The sequence below is a fragment of the Rhizobium sp. K102 genome, from assembly GCF_022385315.1.
Classification (GTDB): domain Bacteria; phylum Pseudomonadota; class Alphaproteobacteria; order Rhizobiales; family Rhizobiaceae; genus Rhizobium; species Rhizobium croatiense.
The window spans coordinates 2,219,331-2,236,143 of record NZ_CP092436.1 but is presented as its reverse complement, the minus strand read 5'-3'; the positions used below and the strand labels follow the sequence as shown (position 1 = coordinate 2,236,143).

18 protein-coding genes and 1 pseudogene are annotated in these 16,813 nt (G+C 61.3%); 6 read left to right on the top strand and 13 right to left on the bottom strand.

The window, feature by feature from the left end; genetic code table 11:
* Positions 1–7: 7 nt before the first annotated feature.
* The 3 genes from MHI61_RS16985 to MHI61_RS16975 all read right to left on the bottom strand — a co-directional run bounded on the left by MHI61_RS16985 (position 8) and on the right by MHI61_RS16975 (position 3,870).
* The gene (locus MHI61_RS16985) at positions 8–532 is read right to left on the bottom strand and encodes a hypothetical protein (RefSeq protein ID WP_222144596.1); all 525 of its coding nucleotides are present in this window, start codon (positions 530–532) and stop codon (positions 8–10) included.
* A complete protein-coding gene (locus MHI61_RS16980) occupies positions 532–1,491 on the bottom strand; it encodes a DUF4123 domain-containing protein (RefSeq protein WP_222144595.1) in 960 nt (319 codons plus the stop codon). Before MHI61_RS16980 ends, MHI61_RS16985 begins: the two co-directional genes overlap by 1 nt.
* 195 nt (positions 1,492–1,686) lie before the next feature.
* Positions 1,687–3,870, bottom strand: a complete 2,184-nt coding sequence (locus tag MHI61_RS16975; protein ID WP_097580177.1) for a transglycosylase domain-containing protein — start codon at positions 3,868–3,870, stop codon at positions 1,687–1,689.
* 194 nt (positions 3,871–4,064) lie between these two features.
* Between MHI61_RS16975 and MHI61_RS16970 the strand changes: the two genes are divergently transcribed.
* On the top strand, positions 4,065–4,541 hold the full coding sequence (locus tag MHI61_RS16970; protein WP_097580178.1) for a YcgN family cysteine cluster protein: 477 nt from the start codon (positions 4,065–4,067) through the stop codon (positions 4,539–4,541).
* Between the two features lie 6 nt (positions 4,542–4,547).
* On the opposite strand, the gene MHI61_RS16965 is transcribed toward MHI61_RS16970, so the two are convergent.
* A complete protein-coding gene (locus MHI61_RS16965; RefSeq protein WP_239789802.1) occupies positions 4,548–5,108 on the bottom strand; it encodes a helix-turn-helix domain-containing protein in 561 nt (186 codons plus the stop codon).
* Between the two features lie 89 nt (positions 5,109–5,197).
* Here MHI61_RS16965 and MHI61_RS16960 point away from each other — a divergent pair, with 89 nt between their 5' ends.
* Positions 5,198–6,112 (top strand): SDR family oxidoreductase, encoded by a 915-nt coding sequence (locus tag MHI61_RS16960; RefSeq protein WP_239789801.1) that lies wholly within the window; start codon positions 5,198–5,200, stop codon positions 6,110–6,112.
* A gap of 118 nt (positions 6,113–6,230) precedes the next feature.
* On the opposite strand, the gene MHI61_RS16955 is transcribed toward MHI61_RS16960, so the two are convergent.
* The 4 genes and pseudogenes from MHI61_RS16955 to MHI61_RS16940 all read right to left on the bottom strand — a co-directional run bounded on the left by MHI61_RS16955 (position 6,231) and on the right by MHI61_RS16940 (position 9,653).
* On the bottom strand, positions 6,231–7,283 hold the full coding sequence (locus MHI61_RS16955) for a fatty acid desaturase (protein WP_239792858.1): 1,053 nt from the start codon (positions 7,281–7,283) through the stop codon (positions 6,231–6,233).
* A 291-nt stretch (positions 7,284–7,574) separates the two neighbouring features.
* A complete protein-coding gene (locus tag MHI61_RS16950) occupies positions 7,575–7,721 on the bottom strand; it encodes a hypothetical protein (RefSeq protein WP_170961464.1) in 147 nt (48 codons plus the stop codon).
* Between the two features lie 37 nt (positions 7,722–7,758).
* A pseudogene (locus MHI61_RS16945) lies at positions 7,759–8,125 on the bottom strand (hypothetical protein).
* 127 nt (positions 8,126–8,252) lie between these two features.
* Positions 8,253–9,653, bottom strand: a complete 1,401-nt coding sequence (locus MHI61_RS16940) for an MFS transporter (RefSeq protein ID WP_239789799.1) — start codon at positions 9,651–9,653, stop codon at positions 8,253–8,255.
* A 124-nt stretch (positions 9,654–9,777) separates the two neighbouring features.
* Between MHI61_RS16940 and MHI61_RS16935 the strand changes: the two genes are divergently transcribed.
* Positions 9,778–10,740 (top strand): LysR family transcriptional regulator, encoded by a 963-nt coding sequence (locus tag MHI61_RS16935; protein ID WP_239792857.1) that lies wholly within the window; start codon positions 9,778–9,780, stop codon positions 10,738–10,740.
* A 60-nt stretch (positions 10,741–10,800) separates the two neighbouring features.
* Here the strand turns inward: MHI61_RS16935 and MHI61_RS16930 are convergent, their stop codons facing one another.
* From MHI61_RS16930 to MHI61_RS16910, 5 genes are all read right to left on the bottom strand, one after another.
* Complete coding sequence (locus MHI61_RS16930) at positions 10,801–11,181, bottom strand: VOC family protein (protein ID WP_239789798.1); 381 nt, start codon at positions 11,179–11,181, stop codon at positions 10,801–10,803.
* Between the two features lie 340 nt (positions 11,182–11,521).
* Entirely contained in the window at positions 11,522–12,364 is an 843-nt protein-coding gene (locus MHI61_RS16925) for a transglutaminase family protein (RefSeq protein ID WP_239789797.1), read from the bottom strand.
* Between the two features lie 27 nt (positions 12,365–12,391).
* Complete coding sequence (locus MHI61_RS16920) at positions 12,392–12,667, bottom strand: DUF1488 domain-containing protein (RefSeq protein WP_096771085.1); 276 nt, start codon at positions 12,665–12,667, stop codon at positions 12,392–12,394.
* Between the two features lie 312 nt (positions 12,668–12,979).
* Positions 12,980–13,315, bottom strand: a complete 336-nt coding sequence (locus tag MHI61_RS16915; protein WP_239789796.1) for a hypothetical protein — start codon at positions 13,313–13,315, stop codon at positions 12,980–12,982.
* Positions 13,312–13,575 (bottom strand): hypothetical protein, encoded by a 264-nt coding sequence (locus MHI61_RS16910; protein WP_096771082.1) that lies wholly within the window; start codon positions 13,573–13,575, stop codon positions 13,312–13,314. The genes MHI61_RS16915 and MHI61_RS16910 overlap by 4 nt, the downstream gene beginning before the upstream one ends.
* Positions 13,576–14,079: 504 nt before the next feature.
* Here MHI61_RS16910 and MHI61_RS16905 point away from each other — a divergent pair.
* From MHI61_RS16905 to MHI61_RS16895, 3 genes are read left to right on the top strand one after another with little or no spacing between them, the layout of a single operon-like run.
* Entirely contained in the window at positions 14,080–14,394 is a 315-nt protein-coding gene (locus MHI61_RS16905; protein WP_184313744.1) for a co-chaperone GroES, read from the top strand.
* 47 nt (positions 14,395–14,441) lie between these two features.
* The gene (gene groL, locus MHI61_RS16900) at positions 14,442–16,076 is read left to right on the top strand and encodes a chaperonin GroEL (protein WP_239789795.1); all 1,635 of its coding nucleotides are present in this window, start codon (positions 14,442–14,444) and stop codon (positions 16,074–16,076) included.
* Between the two features lie 60 nt (positions 16,077–16,136).
* Positions 16,137–16,535 carry a hypothetical protein gene (locus MHI61_RS16895; RefSeq protein ID WP_096771079.1) on the top strand — a complete coding sequence of 133 codons (399 nt, stop codon included), beginning with the start codon at positions 16,137–16,139 and terminating at the stop codon, positions 16,533–16,535.
* Positions 16,536–16,813 lie beyond the last annotated feature (278 nt).

The following is a 16,813-nucleotide window of genomic DNA, read 5'->3' as shown; positions in this document are numbered from 1 at the left end:
AACTGCCTCACCTTAATGGTATAAAATTCTGTCCTGGTGGAATCTCTATGTTCTGATTTGCCATTGCGTCGGCATGGTCTCTCGCAACTTTGTCGGACTTGGAGACTTTGTCGTAGCATTTGTTCTTTTGATAGGTTTCACCGGCATTTTTGAGACCCCGTTGAAGGTCACGGATTTCCTTATAGTGACCTCCGGGTGAGGTTAGCTTTCCGCCCCCCATCGGGAAGCCGCCAACCGCATCAGCGACCGGATCATACTTCGCCAACTCCTTCTTAAGAAGAGCGAGATTTTTCCGCATTTTCGCTATGGCATCCTGGCACTCTGGCGGCGGTTCACAGTTGCCGGTCTGGCACGTCGCAGTCGTAGCTTGGGTCTGAGCGGTAGCCTGAGTATCTGCGTTCGGAGTATCCCCGCTCAAGCCCACTGCAAGAAGAATACCGCCGCCGATCCAAGTTGCCGCACTTACCAGCGGCGGCCCCCAAATCGGGGAAGTCTCGGCAATACCATAACCTATGGCGATCGCAGGAGGCATCAGCGATTCTCCGTTGCATATTTTAGGCTCGCCTGAAGCAAAAGTTGTACGCGCTGGTCAACCGAAACAGTAGGATCCTTTGCCATCACAACTTTGCAAACATCAGGATTTGTCATTAGCTTCCCGGATGTCACCAGCTGCAAATAGCTCCATCGTGCCAGCGCGGCTTCACTTTGAACGCCATACCTGCGTCCCTCCCTAATGTAGCCGTCTGTTGCTGCTGACAGTTCAGCGTCATTCATCCCGGCCGTTTGAGATGGTGCGACATTGCGCAGATAATTGCAGATGCGGATCGTTGCAGCTTCGGCCATGAACTCGTTGGTGGCCGCGATCTCCGTTGGCGTTATTTTAAGCGGACCGTTCGGTGCAGGCGGGAACGTGCTGGAGTATGTTAAACGCTTGAGGCCCCCATATAAGGGGGCATTCATGAGCACCATCGAGGCCGGTCCGAGGAAGCGGGCAAATTGAGCTTTTGTGAACGATTGCAGCACCGATGCGAGCACATTCGGGTCCCAGTGACGGAACAGGACGCGCTCGTAAACGACCTTTTCTCCTGTTTCGCCGTCATTATTCTCAATACGATCATCCGGAACCAAAACCCGATTGATGGTTCGCAAATGTCTGTAGAGGGCCGTCTCCCCAGCAGGACAGGACCAAAACACCGCGCAGGGTTTCTCAAATGCAAGGTCTATTATGTGATCGCATATCTGCTGGTTTATGAGCGCGACCAGCCACGGCCCTTCACGTCGCCACTGCGGATCGCCTCCCGGTAAGAAAAGCGAACGGGCTGGGACGCTCCGTTCGAGCAAATCGTTCTGCAAATCATCGAAATGCGCTCCGTCGAGGACAGCGAATACAGGTTCGATTGCCATTTTGTTGGCAATCTCGATTCGGTAACGCGTAGAAAGCGGGGTTCTTGCCGTTGCGCTTGCTGTTTGCATATCCGTCTTCAAATCCAACAAAGGCTCCGCCGAAAAACGAAGGAGAGAATGCACTTTATATTTGTGCTTGCAACATAGTTACAAGCATGAAGACGTCAAGCGTGGCCTCTGTTGAGCAACTTGGGGACAAACACCAAAACGAATCGTTCCCATTGGGTGCGGCGAGCGCTGCGTTGGCACCGACACGAACAAGTGCGACCGTTCCAGGCACGTCTACTCCGCGCTCGCCACCTTCTGCGGCGTGAGCGGGGCGGCGTCCTTCAGCTTTTTGCCGAGGTCTTTCAGGATATTCGTCGATTGCACCGAGAGCATGCGCGGCCGGATGAGCTGCGGCAATCCGTCCTGCGGTTTGGCGGTGGCGGTCTTGGCGACATCCTTCTCCGAGGGCGGAGGATTTTCGACGCCGGGGATGGCCCGCAGCGTCACACCCTGATGGGCGTAGTCCATGGCCCGCTTGAAGGTCATTGCCGGCAGCGAGCCGCCGGTCATCTCGTTGGTCGAGGTGTAGTCGTCATTGCCGAACCAGACGGCGCAGGTGTAGTTGCCGGTGAAACCGACGAACCAGGCGTCGCGATAGGCCTGGGTCGTGCCGGTCTTGCCGGCGGTCAAAACGCCGTTGTCGAGAGCCGCCTTGCGCGCGGTTCCGACATAAGGCACGCGCGAGAGCATCTGGTTCATATAGGCATCGGCCTGTTCGGACAGCACGCGTTTGGGCGCCGGCTCGTCACGGTCGAAATCATAGAGCACATCGCCCTCGTAATCGAGGATCTGGCTGATGCCGTGGCGGCGCGACTGATAGCCGCCGGCCGGGAAGGTGGCATAGGCTGTCGCTTGGTCGAGCACGGTCACTTCGGAGGTGCCGATCGGGATGGTGACGTCGTCGCGGATCGGCGTTTCGACCCCGAGGTTTTTCGCCATCGCCCGGATCGGCTGGATGCCGAGCTTCTCCTTGGCGAGCCGCACCGGCACTGTGTTGATCGACTGGGCGATCGCGGTCTCGAGCGTGATGCGGCCGACATAGCGGTTGGCGTAATTGTGGGGGCTCCAGTTGCCCCAGTAGATCGGCGCGTCGACGATCGTCGTCTGCGGCGTCATCCCGCTCTCCATCGCCAAGGCATAGGTATAGACCTTGAAGGAGGAGCCCGGCTGGCGCAGCGCCCTGGTGGCGCGGTTGAACTGGCTTTCCCCATAATCGCGCCCGCCGACCATGGCGCGCACGGCGCCGCCGTTCTCGATCATCACCAGGGCGCCCTGCTTGGCGTGGTAGGCCTCGCCATATTCGCGCAGCGACGTTTCGACCGAATCCTCCGCCGCCTTCTGGATGCCCATGTCGATCGTCGTGCGCACGATCAGCGAATGCTGGTGGAAGCGCGGCGAAAGCCGCTGCACCTCGTCGAAGGCCCAGTCGAGGAAGAAATCCGGGGATTCCACCTCGTTGCGGTCGACGACGGTGGCCGGGCTGCGCCGGGCGGCGATCACCTGGCCCTCGGTCATCAGCCCGCTTTGCACGAGATTGGTCAGCACCTCGTTGGCGCGCGCGCGGGCTGCCGGCAGGTTGACATGCGGCGCATATTTGGCCGGCGCCTTGAACAGGCCGGCCAGCATGGCGGATTCGGCGAGGTTCACGTCGGTGATGTTCTTGCCGAAATAGAATTGCGCCGCTGCCGCCGCGCCGAAGGTGCCGCCGCCCATATAGGCGCGGTCGAGATAGGTGGAGAGGATTTCCTTCTTGGAGAGGTTGGCCTCGAGCCAGAGCGCCAGGAAAGCTTCGGTGACCTTGCGGTCGATCGAGCGCTCGTTGGAGAGGAAGAGGTTCTTGGCGAGCTGCTGGGTCAGCGTCGAGCCGCCCTGCACGACTTCGCCGGCCTGGGCGTTGGTGACCATGGCGCGGAAGAGACCGATGGCGTCGATGCCGAAATGGTCGAAGAAGCGCCGGTCTTCGGTGGCGAGCACCGATTTGATCAGCGAATCCGGCAGTTCGTCGATCGGCACGGAATTCTGGTGGATGACGCCGCGATGGCCGATGACGTTGCCGTAGCGGTCGGTGAAGGTGACGGCGAAATCGCCGCGGTTGCGCCAGTCCTCCTTGGTCGCTTCGAAGGCCGGCTGGGCAAGCACCAGCATCAGCACCGCGCCGACCGTGCCGAGGGTCAGACCTTCGCCGGCCAGTTCGAAGACCACGCGCTTCCAGCCGCGCACGCGGAAACGGCGGAAGAAGATGGTGGTGTCTTCCCAGATCTCGGCGGCGCGGAAGCCGGCGTTCCAGACGGTCGAATCGATCCATGAATCGATGCGCAGCAGAATGTGACGGCTCTTCGCCGGCCGCCTGCCGGCGTCCGCGGTCTGCTTTTCTGCCCCTTTTTCAGGCCCTTTTTCAGGGTTGTCCGGATCCTGCACGTCCTGTATTCCCGCCTGATCGCGCTTGCTTCATGTCCGGCCGCCGGAAAGCGACGAAAGCGCGAGGCCCGATGGGCCGGAAAAGCTCTCCGCTACCAGGAGCATGCTGAAGAATTGATTGATTTTGTGGCGGATAACAAGAGAGTAGAGCGGCGGTCACGCGAATTTGCGGCCGCTGTTGCAAGAAACGAACGATGAACGATCTGCCCTTCTGGAAGACCAAGACGCTGGCCGAAATGACCGCCGCCGAATGGGAAAGCCTTTGCGACGGCTGCGGCCTCTGTTGTCTCAACAAGATCGAGGAATGGGATAGCGGCGATATCTATTTCACCTCGGTCAGCTGCAAGCTGCTCGACAGGCAGAGCTGCCGCTGCTCGAGCTATGAGAACCGCTGGGATTTCGTGCCGGACTGCGTGCAGCTGACCAAGGAGAACGTGCCCGAAATCGCCTGGCTGCCGCCCACCTGCGGCTACCGGCTGATCAACGAGGGCCGCGATCTCTACTGGTGGCATCCGCTCGTCTCCGGTGACCCCGAAACGGTGCATGCCGCCGGCATTTCCGCCCGCGGCCGCACGATCAGCGAAACCGAGATTGATATCGAGGATCTCGAGGATTACGTCGTCGACTGGCCGCTGACCGTCGGCGAGGCGAAGGACGAGGAAGAGGCGTAAGCGGGTTCACGCTCGCACCGCGGCAAGAAAACGCCGCAGTTCCGTCTCCACATAGGCGGCCACCGGCCCTTCCGCGCCGAAACCCCACCAGGTCAGCGAGCCCTGCCATTGCGCCAGCATCAGCCGGGCGATCGTCTCCGGCGCTCGCGCCGATCCGAAACAGCCTGCGATCGCCGCCGTCAGCGCCTTTCCCCAGGCCGCGCCGCGGGCGCGCAGCACCGGATCGCGGAAGTCTTCGCGCAGCAGCAGCAGTCCCTCGCCATAGGCGGCGGCATTGTCGCCGTAATCCTGCGACAGGCCGACGAGCAGGGCGACGGCCCCATCGGGTGTTTTCGGAACCGCCTCGGCAAGCCGTTCTGTCTGCGCATCCAGCCTGTCCCAGGCATAGAGCAGCGCAGCACGCAGCATCGCGGCCTTCGTCGCAAAACGCTGCACCAGCGTCGAGCCGGAAAGGCCGCTTGCCTTTGCCACTGCCGCAAAGGTCGTGGCATCCGGTCCTTCAGCCTGGATCAGCGCCAGCACCATGGCGAGAAGCTGCTCATCGGACAGGCTGCGGCGGCGCGGCATGAAATTCCCTCTTGCATTCAGCTTATTTATGAACGAGCATTCGTTTATATACAATAGGCGCTTTTCGGTTCTACGCGGAGGATGGCGAAATGACAGCGGAGTTGCGGGAGAAAGTGGCTTTGGTGGCCGGTGCGACGCGCGGTGCGGGCCGCGGTATTGCGGTGGAACTCGGCGCCGCCGGCGCAACGGTTTATGTGACGGGGCGCACGACGCGCGCCCATCAATCCGAATATGCCAGACCGGAGACGATCGAGGAGACGGCCGAGCTGGTGACGGCGGCGGGCGGCAGGGGTATTGCCGTGCAGGTGGATCATCTGGTCGCCCATGAAGTCGAGGCGCTGGTCGCACGCATCCGGGCGGAAACCGGAAGGCTCGATATTCTCGTCAACGACATCTGGGGCTGCGAGAAGCTGTTCGAATGGGACAAACCCGTCTGGGAGCATTCGCTGGACAAGGGGTTGCGCATGCTGCGGCTCGGCATCGAGACGCATCTGATCACCGCCCACTACGCGCTGGCGCTGATGATCGAACGGCCGGGCGGGCTCCTGGTCGAGGTGACCGACGGCACGGCGGAATACAACGCCGCGCATTACCGGCTGTCGCCCTTTTACGACCTGGTCAAGACAAGCGTCATCCGCCTGGCCTGGGCGCATGCCCAGGACCTGGCGAAGCACGGCGCCACCGCCGTTTCGATCACGCCCGGCTGGCTGCGTTCCGAAATGATGCTGGATGCCTATGGCGTCAGCGAGGCGAATTGGCGCGACGCGACGAAGGCTCAGCCGCATTTCGCCATTTCCGAAACGCCGCGCTTCGTCGGCCGCGCGGTAGCGGCCATCGCCGCCGATTCCGATCGCGCCCGCTGGAACGGCCAGTCGCTGTCGAGCGGCGGGTTGGCCAAGATCTACGGCTTCGATGACATCGACGGTTCCCGGCCGGATTGCTGGCGCTACCTGGTGGAGGTGCAGGAGCCGGGCAAGCCGGCGGATGTGACCGGCTACCGCTGAGCGCCCTTAGGACAGGATGATTTTAGGCCCGGTCGGCCTAAAATCTTAATCCTGTTTTAAATTAAGAGTTAGAGCATGATGTCGTCCGAAAACCGCTCAGACTTTTCGGCATCATGCTCTAGCTTGCGGCTCTGAGCCGGGCCACGTCACGAAACGACACCAGCCGCATCGTCTGTTCGTCCCAGAGCACCAGCTTGACGCAGCGCAGGCTTTCCATGAGCGTGATGCGGCCGATATCGGCCAGCTCGGGATGGTCCCTCAGCACCTCCGGCAGCCGATAATATGGCACCCGGCTCGCCAGATGATGCACATGGTGGATGCCGATATTGCCGGTGATCCAGCGTAGCACCGGCGGCAGGTCGTAATGCGAGGCACCGTGCAGCGCCGCATGCTGGAACTGCCAGTCAGGTTTCTTCGACCAGTGCGTTTCCTCGAACTGGTGCTGGACATAGAACAGCCAGACGCCAGCGGCTCCCGCTAGAAGCACGATCGGCAGGTGGACCAGCAGGAAGGGAACGATCCCGCCCGCCCAGATCAATAAGGCGGCGGCCAGAGCGATGGCAAGGTTGGTCGCCATGGTCGAGATCCAGGGCAGGGGGCCGGAGCGCATCATACCGAAGGGCAGGCGCTGCTTGAAGATGAACAGCCATGCCGGCCCGATGCCGAACATGACGGCTGGGTGCCGGTAGAGCCGGTAGGCAAGCCGCCCCCGGCGGGACCGCGCGTTATATTCGGCGATCGTCAGTGTCTCAATGTCGCCAACGCCGCGCTCGTCGAGGTTTCCGGCCGAGGCGTGATGTTCCGCATGCGCCCGACGCCAGTAGTCGTAAGGCGTCAGCGTCAATATGCCGATCGCGCGCCCGACCCAGTCGTCGAGGCGGCGGCGGGCGAAAAATGAGCCGTGGCCGCAATCATGCTGGATCATGAACAGCCTGAGCAGGAAAGCGGCCGCCGGAACGACGAGGATCAGGCCCGGCAAAAAGCCGTAACGAACGGCCGCCCATGCGGCCGCCCAGAACAGCGCAAAGGGAATAGCTGTGACGGCCAGTTCAAAGGCACTGCGTGTGGTCCTCGGCTGGCGATATCCTGCAAGGATCTTCAACCAGGCTTTTTCGGCGAAAGGTGCTGTCGGTGCCGCAGGATTCTGCGGATTTTCAAAAGGCTCGTCCAAGGCGGCGAGCCGGATTTCCTCGCTCTCGAAGCGGTGCGCGCGTTCGATCACGAAATATCGCCGCAAAAGGCTGCGACGCTCGACGGATCGCCGAGGCGGTTGATTATTTGAAGAGGAGTCATGCTCTGTGGCACCTTCCGGCTTTTCGAAAACACGATCATCGCTGATCGCGCGTCCCGGCAGGACGCGCTGCCGCTTTTAGCCACACATCGCCCAATACGCAAATCGATCCCGACTTGCGTTGGTCATGGAGGCGGCGAGGGGCGATTCACCCGAGGGCTCGATGCGAGCTTATTTCTTCGGCGCGCTGCTTCCGTGCGGAGCGGCCTGGGTCGCGGCCTTCATCTGGCCTGCGAAGGTGCCTGCCATCTTCGGCGCCAGCTTGTCCTTCTTCGGTTTGCGAGCCTCGCGATTGCTTCTCAACTGACCTTTTGCCATCGATCGATCTCCTGTTCAGACAATGCACAGCGCGTTTTCAGCTTCGCGCGTCGGGTTTGAGGTTTGTCTTGCGCCTGTCGCTGGGCAATCCCTGGATCGCATAACGGTCGTAAACCGGAGTGACTGGTTTCGGCGGCGCTTTCAGCTTGCCGAAGTAGTGTTCGAGGGCCTGCGAAAGCATGGCGGGCGACGTTACGCCCTCCTGAAACAGCTTGATCAGCAGCACCGCTGCGACATTGCAGCCCTTGCCGTCGTCGGTCGCGATCCTGGCCCCGTAGCCGGCATTGTCCAGTACGGACTGAAGCATGTCGAGATCGGACGAGGTCAGGTATGGCTTTTTGGAAGTGGAAGACATCGGTCCTCCTTTCGTCGGGTCGAAGGTATTCAAATCCCTCAGTCGGCAGCGCCCGCTCAAGGCCTGCCGAGGCGAAACCATGCGCCTTTCGCCGAGGCAAGGCAATGGGATTCTCGCCGTGAATATTCGTTTTTGCTTATGAAGAGCCCGCACCGATAAGGGTGCGGGCACAATAGTCATTCCGCCGCCTGATAGGTGGGCCTCCGGACAGCCGATGTCCTCGGACCTGCGGCTGCAAGCAGCGTGATGGCGATCGCAAGCAGCGCCACGAAGGCGACGCCGGCGACATACGGGTCCCAGCCGAAATTCGGCGCGGCGCCGAAGACTGCCGAAGCGGCCGCAAGCACGATGCCGCCGCCGATCTGGAAGGAGGCGAAGAGCAGACCGGAGGCGAGCCCCGACTTGTCGTCCTCGACATCGGAAAGGGCTGCGACCTGCACCGAAGGGTAGGTCATGGCATAACCGAGGCCGAGCAGGATCTGCGAGACCAGCACCAGCAGGATCGGATCGACATGTCCGAGTGCTGCCACCCAGAAAATGTAGCTGAAGGCCTGCAGGCCGACGCCTGCCGCCATCAGCCCGGTGGCGCCGCGGTTTTGCGCCAGGTTCGCAAATCGTGGCGCCAGGAACATCACGAAGACGCCGCCGAGGGCAAAGGAGAAGCCTGTCGTGAAGGCCGACCAGCCGATGACGTTCTGATAGTAGAGCGTCGCCAGGAACTGGAAGCCGACATAGGCGCCCTGGAAGAGGGCGGCGATCGCATTGGCGTGCCGCAGCCGCGCCCGGCGGAACATGCCGAGCGGCACCATCGGATCGGCATGGCGTGCTTCAACCGCGAGGAAGAGCAGGATCAGCACCAGCGACGCCAAGAGCGAACCCCAGGTCGGCAGGGCCTGCCAGCCGGCAGCCGCGGCATTGGTGATGCCGAAGACGAAGAGCAACAGCCCGGGCGTGATCGTCAGTGCGCCGGCCCAGTCGAATGCCGGCCGTAGTCCGGTTCTTTTCGGGTCGGCCGGCAGCGCCAGCGGCGCCAGGACGAGTGTCAGGATGGCGACGGGCGCGCCCATGACGAGCGTCGCCCGCCAGCTGACGATCGTCGCGGCACCGCCGAGCACCATGCCGAGCACGAAGCCGGTCGCACCGGTGGAGGCAAAGACGCCGAGGGCCTTCGCCCGCGCCGTACCTTCACCGAAGACGGAGAGCAGCAGCGCCAGCGCCGCGGGCGCGGTGAAGGCGGCGGCGATGCCCTTGACCAGTCGGGCGGCGATCAAGGTCGGGCCGCTGTCGACGAAACCGCCGGCGATGCTGGCGGCGGCAAAGATTGCCAGCGACCAGAGGAAGACGCGCCGATGGCCGAAGACGTCGGCGACCCGGCCGCCGAGCAGCAGGAAGCCGCCATAGCCGAGCACATAGGCGCTGACGGCCCATTGCAGCGATGTCGCCTCCATGCCGAGTTCGGCCTGGATGGCGGGAAGCGCGACACCGATGGTGGAGACATCCATGGCGTCGAGGAAATTGGCGGTGCAGAGCAGCAGCAATGCCAGCCCCGCTCCGCTTCTCGATTTGGAAAGTGTCATCGAAATCGTTCCTTCTTTGCTGCCGCCTCATCGGAGGGAGGTTGCAGGGCGGCAGGGAACGAGAAAATGTACAGCTTCCAATCCTATTGCAAATTGATAGTAGCCATGCCAGGTATTACTGATGATGATGAGTGACGCCACGCTTCGCAAGATCGACCTCAACCTGCTGCTGGCTTTTTCGGTGCTGATGCAGGAGCGCAATGTCAGCCGCGCCGCCGAACGGCTGCTGCTCGGGCAGCCCGGTCTGTCGGCTGCATTGCGCCGCCTGCGCGAGGCGCTGGGCGATGAATTGTTCGTGCGTGTCGGCCGCGGCCTGCAGCCGACACCACGGGCCCTGTCCATTGCTCCGGCAATCGAGGATGCGCTGTCGGGCATCGAGCGCGCCATCCGCCCGCAGGCCGAATTCGATCCGGCAAGCTGGCAGGGCGAGTTCCGCATCGGCATGTGCGACAATCTCGAATCGGCCTTCTTCGGCCCGCTTGCCGCCCGCCTGCTGCAGCTTTCGCCGGGTGCCCGGCTGATCGGCATCGCTTCCGAAAAGCGCGATGCCGCCCGCCGGCTGGATGAGGGCGTCTTCGATTTCAGCGTTTCCGTGCACGACGAACCAGCCTCGTGGCACATCCGCGCGCCGCTGTTCAACCAGGCCTCGATCTGCATTTACGACGACGCTCAAGTCAAGCTGAAGGCGCCGCTGAGCCTCGACGGTTTCGCCGATGCCGCGCATGTCACCGTCTCCTTCGAGGGCAACGCCTCGACCAGCATCGACATCGCGCTCAGCCGCACCGGCCATCGGCGCCGGGTGGTGGCGACCGTGCCGCGCTTTTCCGCCCTGCCGACGGCGCTGCGGGCGATGCCCGCCATCGCCATCGTGCCGGAATCGATCGGCCGCTGCATGGCGCAACTGCATGGGCTGACGATTTGCGACCCGCCGCTGCCGCTGCCGGTCGATCCGGTGACCATGCTCTACCGTCGGGTCGATCAGGCGGACGGCCGGGCGCGCTGGTTCCGCCGGCTGTTCCTCGACGTCGCCGGCGAAGCGCTCGTAGCCTCCGGCTGCCGCGTGGCGATTTCAAGAGCCGCGGCCTGAGCAGTTCCAGGAAAGTGTGAAGCGATTTTTCGTTTGGAATTGCTCGAAATTCGGAGCCCGCTATATCTCACCCTTGTGGAAATAGGCTTCGAGGCGGTAGCCATCGGGATCGATGACGAAGGCGGCGTAATAGAAGCGGCCGTAATCCGGCCGGATGCCCGGTTCGCCATTGTCGGTGCCGCCGGAAGCGATAGCCGCCGCATGAAAGGCGTCGACAGCGGCCTCGTTCGGGGCGACGAAGCAGAAATGCAGCCCGGATTGCATGTCGGAGACAACGGGGTGCTCCGCCTGTATCACCCAGAGGCCGACCTCGTCCGCGCCGTAGCCGATCACACCATCGGAATTGGAGAGGCGCTCATAGCCGAGCGGGACCAGCGCCGCGTCGTAGAAACGGCGGGCTCTTTCGAGGTCTTTGACGCCGATGGAGACATGATCGAACATGAACTGCGAACTCCCTAATTCGGTCCCGAGGGACTGCTCACATGAAAGATGGCTCGACGCCAAGATTTTTCAGCAGCTGTTCTGAGGCATGTGTCACAAAGGAACGCCGGCCATTCCGGCTGCGCCTATGACCAGTGTTTTCATCTGACGCGGTCCTCACCCGAAGATATCAACGCCTGCTTCCAGTGCAAGTCGGGGCTGTACCGGCAATGCCCTAGTTAAGACAAGGCGAGCGACGCTGTCACGCGATTTTTCGGGGCGGCATATGGGATGCAGTGCTGCCACTGCGGTCGCCAGCGGCAAAGCCGCGCTGGACATCGCCGCATCCGCCCTGGCCCGGCTAAACAGCTCCCTCAGCGGCGCTTGGCATCTGCTGCAGGTTTGTCACCTCGTAGGTCCAGACTCGAAACGCCTTCAGTACATGGGGTCCGAACGAGTTGATGAGCGGGATGTCGGCAGCGTCGCGTCCACGCGCGACGATAATACGACCGATTCGCGGCGTGTTGTTGCGCGGATCGAATGTATGCCATGCACCGTCAAGGAAGACTTCGATCCAAGCACTGAAGTCCATCGGGTCGACGACGGGAATTCCGATGTCACCGAGATGGCCATTGATATATCGGGCAGGAATGTTGAGGCAACGGCACAAGGCCACCGCGAGATGCGCAAAGTCGCGACAGACGCCGACACGTTCGTGGAACGCCTCGAAGGCTGTCCGCGTCGATCGCGCCTGCATGTAGTCGAACTGGATATGGCCTTGAACGAAGTCGCAAATCGCTTGAACGCGGCCCCAGCCCGGGGAGACGGTGCCGAACATGTCCCAAGCGATTTGACTGAGCCGATCCGTCTCGCAATAGCGGCTGCCCATCAGATAGACGAGGCAATCATCCGGCAACTCCGAAACCGGGAGTTCCCTCGCCCCCGGCAGCGATCTGTCCAGCTCGCCGTCGTCTTCGATGGTCGCATCGCCCCATATCGTCAGATCGCCCGTCGGGGCGACCAGCCGAAGGCAGCGGTTGCCGAAAAGGTCGCGATAAGTCGATGTGGGAACGTCGGGAGTGGTGAACACTGTTTCCGGAATTCTGATGTCGGCTGCACGATCCTCATGGACCGACAACAGACATACCAAGGCAGTCGGCTGCGGGCAGGTCAAGGTAATTTCATAGCCGTAACGGATCAACATGGAGCGTTCTCGCGCGTCCGGATCCGTCTAGCGGAAATCCGCCGCAGTCAGAGTATAGGAGGGGCGGCGGCGGTGGGAGTAGGCTTTGTGTGCTGCGTCATGAATGGAGGTGCGCAGGGCGTCGAAAGACGAAAGCCACCTCGTTTCCGAGACCCCGCTACTTTGCAATGCGGTGTAGGATTTCGCCAGAGCGCCAACCTCGACAAAGAACAACACCTCGAACATCCCGTCATGGCCGACGAAGCGCACAGCATTTCTGGCCGTATCGAAGCTGCGGCTTGGATTGAGAAAGGCTAGCGCCATGGTTGAACCGGCGGAGTCTGGGAGCACTCCCGGCAGCGTTCGACAGTCTGATCCATTCCCTCCGGTACCCCAGGTTGAGAAGATTGGAGGCCGCCATCTCGTTGCCGGCCTCCGCTCGGCTCCCGCTGATTGCGGCGTGGTCCGCGTGTGCCGGGAGGCTCGCAGAAGCATGATAGACGGTCGAAGAACGGATGCGCACGATCCGCCGGTCGCGTTCGATGTCCATGGAGTAGCGGCCGGGCGCGCCACCCTTGTTTAGCCATGCCACGAGAGCAAAGGCATTCCGTCGTTCAGTTTCGTCACCATTGCTCTTCACGATGTCAACCTTCCATCTTTCGGGCGGTGGCCATGGCCAAACGTCCTCTCGATCAGTGTTGCGCCGCTGCCGGCGGGCGATAGGTTTACCGGTTTCAGGCTATCCTCCGGCGCAACCCGCTCATGACGCTCGTCGTCACTTCGAATGCGGTATTGCGGTACATTGCCTCTCAGAGGCAGCGTTGCGGTAATGCGGCATACGTCGGGAAGCTTGGAGGGAACGACCAGAAACCCGTCCTTCAACCGGACGGTCTGTCCCACCTTGAAGATGTGTGTTGCTGCTTCGCGTCGGATCGAGCGTTCACTGCGTTGCGGGATGCGGGTTGCGGTCATAATTGCTCGTGGTCCTTTTCGAGTGCCGTTTCGAGATCTGACGGCTGGATGGGCATCATCTGCTGCGTCGAACTCTGCGCGGCGATCGCCGGCAGGTGGATGAAGGCGCCGACCCGCATCCAGGCGAGCCGGGAAACGCCTTCGATCAATTCCTCATCGTAATCGATGCGGTATTCTCCGGCTGGCTGTGCCCTATCGAAACCCGGCAGGCGGAATGGGGATGAAAAACGGACGACGGTTTGTGTGGTGCGACTTGTCATGGCTGATACCTCCCCAGGAATACACCGATGCGTTTCCTGTAGCGTTGAGATCCGAACCGGACGAATGCGACGCTGCCGCTACATCCGCGGTCAGCGCCAGGTTCATTCCGGATCGGGAACAAGCGAATGCACGCCGGAACGACGTCACATATTCGCTATCGAGAATTCGGTGGTGTATGGCGGGTCGTAGGTCTCTGACACCGCGAAGCCAAGTCGGCCAAATCGACGAGGCCTATCGTTACGCCCTGATTGAGTTTAAATCAAGATAAATTCGGATTTCTTTATGAAAAACACTGAATTAATTCTTTGCTATGGCGAATAAAAATGTAGCGTGATGGCGCATAATTTCTATTTTTTACAAAACATCTGGTTGGATTGATTTCAGGATTTTTTAGAAAAATTTCCTGCCATGAACAATATTTCTTGGCACTCCTATCAATCGAGTGCCACGAGTGCTATTTATGGATTGCAGCCGCCATACGCGCCGGCAGCAGAAAGACCTCAATGAAATTCCGTTCACTTCACGACCGCGTCGTCATTCGGCGTGCAGAAGGCGATGTCACATCCAAGGGCGGGATCATCATTCCAGACGTCGCCAAGGAAAAGCCGCAGGAAGGCGAAGTGGTTGCAATCGGCCCTGGCCGGCGCGACCAAAGCGGCAATCTGGTCCCGCTCGATGTCAAGGTCGGTGATCTGATCCTGTTTGGAAAATGGTCGGGGACGGAGGTTACGATCAATGGCCAGACCCTCCTGATCATGAAGGAGGCCGACATCATGGGCATCGTGGAAAAGACCGAGGCCGCCGACAAGGCCGCCTGACGGTCGGTTTTCCGACCCTCATCTCAAGACCGAACTGGATAGAAATCATGTCTGCCAAGGAAATCAAATTCTCCACCGATGCGCGCGATCATTTGCTGCGCGGCGTCGAATTGCTCAACAACGCCGTCAAAGTGACGCTTGGTCCAAAGGGTCGCAACGTCGTCATCGACAAAGCCTATGGCGCGCCGCGCATTACCAAGGACGGCGTCACCGTCGCCAAGGAGGTCGAGCTCGCCGACAAATTCGAAAACATGGGCGCGCAAATGGTGCGTGAGGTGGCTTCGAAGACCAATGATCTTGCCGGCGACGGCACGACGACGGCGACGGTGCTCGCCGCCTCCATCTTTCGTGAGGGCGCAAAGCTCGTCGCGGCCGGTATGAATCCAATGGATCTCCGGCGCGGCATCAATCTCGGCGTCGTTGCCATCGTCAAGGAGATTCAGGCGCGGGCGAGGAAGGTCAAATCATCAGGTGAGATCGCGCAGGTCGGCACCATTGCCGCCAATGGCGACGCCGCCGTCGGCGAGATGATCGCCAAGGCGATGGACAAAGTCGGCAATGAGGGTGTCATCACCGTCGAAGAGGCGCGGACCGCCGAGACCGAACTCGACGTCGTCGAGGGCATGCAATTCGACCGTGGGTATCTCTCGCCGTATTTCGTCACCAATGCCGAGAAGATGCGCGTGGAACTGGAGGATCCCTACATCCTCTTGCACGAGAAGAAGCTCGGAAGTCTGCAGGCGCTGCTACCCATTCTGGAGGCCGTTGTGCAGACCGGCAAGCCGCTTCTGCTCATCTCGGAGGATGTCGAAGGCGAGGCGCTGGCGACTCTGGTTGTCAACAAGCTGCGCGGCGGCCTGAAGGTCGCGGCCGTCAAGGCGCCGGGCTTCGGCGACCGCCGCAAGGCCATGCTCGAAGACATTGCCGTGCTCACATCAGGCCAGATGATCTCCGAGGATCTCGGCATCAAGCTCGAGAACGTCACGCTCGATATGCTCGGCCGCGCCAAGCGCGTGCTGATCGAAAAGGACACCACCACGATCATCGACGGCTCCGGCGAGAAAGCGGCCATCCAGGCGCGCATCCAGCAGATCAAGGCGCAGATCGAGGAGATAACTTCCGATTACGACAAGGAAAAGCTGCAGGAGCGCCTGGCGAAACTCGCCGGCGGCGTCGCGGTCATCCGCGTCGGCGGCGCAACCGAGACGGAGGTCAAGGAAAAGAAGGACCGCATCGACGACGCGCTGAACGCCACCCGTGCGGCGGTCGAAGAGGGCATCGTGCCTGGCGGCGGCGTGGCGCTGTTGCGCGCGAAGTCGGCGCTGACGGGAATGGTTGGGGAGAACGCCGACGTGACGGCCGGCATCTCGATCGTGCTCAGGGCGCTCGAAGCCCCGATCCGGCAGATCGCCGAGAATGCCGGGTTCGAGGGCTCGATCATCGTCGGAAGACTCGCCGGCAGCAATGATCACAATCAGGGCTTCGACGCACAGACCGAGACCTATGTCGATATGGTCGAGGCCGGCATCGTCGATCCTGCCAAGGTCGTGCGCACTGCTCTGCAGGACGCCGGCTCGATCGCGGCGCTATTGATCACCGCCGAGGTGATGATCGCCGACATTCCAGCAAGAAATTCTGCCCATGCAGTCGGAAATGGCGGCATGGGCGATATGGGATACTGAAAGCCTGAACCGATCCGGCGTCGCCGGACGGCAAACCCGACGTAGACAAGGAGAATTCCAATGTCCGTGCAGAGCAGCAGCAAGACATCAATCAGCCAGCGTTTCGACAGTTACCAGCCATCCAAGACGCTTCTCGTCTGGGCCTGCCTCGTCACGGCAATCGCCACGATGGTCATCGGGTTCAGTTGGGGAGGTTGGGTAACAGGTGGCACATCGAGCAAAGCGGCAGCCGCCGCCGGTGACATTGCACGCGGCGAACTGGCGTCCGCCATTTGCGTCGAGCGGTTTAATGCGGCGCCGGACGCCAGCGCTAAACTGATCGAGTTCAAGGCGATTACCGAAGGCTACAAGCAACGTCAGTTCGTTGAAGCCGGCGGTTGGGCGACCATGCCCGGGCAGACTTCTGCCGACAGCCGAAGTGTTCAAGGCTGCACCACGGCGCTTGCCGTCGGGACCTGACCAATGGTTCGTTTCGGGAACAGGGCCGACCCACAGCCGCCCGCAGAAGAAGCTGGTGGTAATGGCTTCACGGAAATTCAGCCGGCGGCCGACGGGCATGGAAAAGCAAACAACGCCCCCGCGCGCCGCCGGACGGCGAGCGCGCCGGAAGATGACGGCCGGCTGATCTGAGGTCTGTTTTACGAGCAAGGATCTCTGACGCTCATCGGAATGGGGGTCGGAAGGTGCGCCCTCTCAACGATCATACTAGCGCAACGGCTTTTTCGATTCTGGTGCGG

Bases quoted from the DNA above. Each gene is read 5' to 3' on its own strand.
- MHI61_RS16920 (WP_096771085.1), bottom strand. From the start codon at position 12,667: ATGGCGCTAGCCTTTCTCAATCCAAGCCGCAGCTTCGATACGGCCAGA.
- MHI61_RS16970 (WP_097580178.1), top strand. From the start codon at position 4,065: ATGAACGATCTGCCCTTCTGGAAGACCAAGACGCTGGCCGAAATGACC.
- MHI61_RS16935 (WP_239792857.1), top strand. From the start codon at position 9,778: ATGATGAGTGACGCCACGCTTCGCAAGATCGACCTCAACCTGCTGCTG.
- MHI61_RS16915 (WP_239789796.1), bottom strand. From the start codon at position 13,315: ATGACCGCAACCCGCATCCCGCAACGCAGTGAACGCTCGATCCGACGC.
- groL (WP_239789795.1), top strand. From the start codon at position 14,442: ATGTCTGCCAAGGAAATCAAATTCTCCACCGATGCGCGCGATCATTTG.
- MHI61_RS16950 (WP_170961464.1), bottom strand. From the start codon at position 7,721: ATGGCAAAAGGTCAGTTGAGAAGCAATCGCGAGGCTCGCAAACCGAAG.
- MHI61_RS16905 (WP_184313744.1), top strand. From the start codon at position 14,080: ATGAAATTCCGTTCACTTCACGACCGCGTCGTCATTCGGCGTGCAGAA.
- MHI61_RS16925 (WP_239789797.1), bottom strand. From the start codon at position 12,364: ATGTTGATCCGTTACGGCTATGAAATTACCTTGACCTGCCCGCAGCCG.
- MHI61_RS16910 (WP_096771082.1), bottom strand. From the start codon at position 13,575: ATGACAAGTCGCACCACACAAACCGTCGTCCGTTTTTCATCCCCATTC.
- MHI61_RS16895 (WP_096771079.1), top strand. From the start codon at position 16,137: ATGTCCGTGCAGAGCAGCAGCAAGACATCAATCAGCCAGCGTTTCGAC.
- MHI61_RS16985 (WP_222144596.1), bottom strand. From the start codon at position 532: ATGCCTCCTGCGATCGCCATAGGTTATGGTATTGCCGAGACTTCCCCG.
- MHI61_RS16965 (WP_239789802.1), bottom strand. From the start codon at position 5,108: ATGCCGCGCCGCCGCAGCCTGTCCGATGAGCAGCTTCTCGCCATGGTG.
- MHI61_RS16960 (WP_239789801.1), top strand. From the start codon at position 5,198: ATGACAGCGGAGTTGCGGGAGAAAGTGGCTTTGGTGGCCGGTGCGACG.
- MHI61_RS16930 (WP_239789798.1), bottom strand. From the start codon at position 11,181: ATGTTCGATCATGTCTCCATCGGCGTCAAAGACCTCGAAAGAGCCCGC.
- MHI61_RS16940 (WP_239789799.1), bottom strand. From the start codon at position 9,653: ATGACACTTTCCAAATCGAGAAGCGGAGCGGGGCTGGCATTGCTGCTG.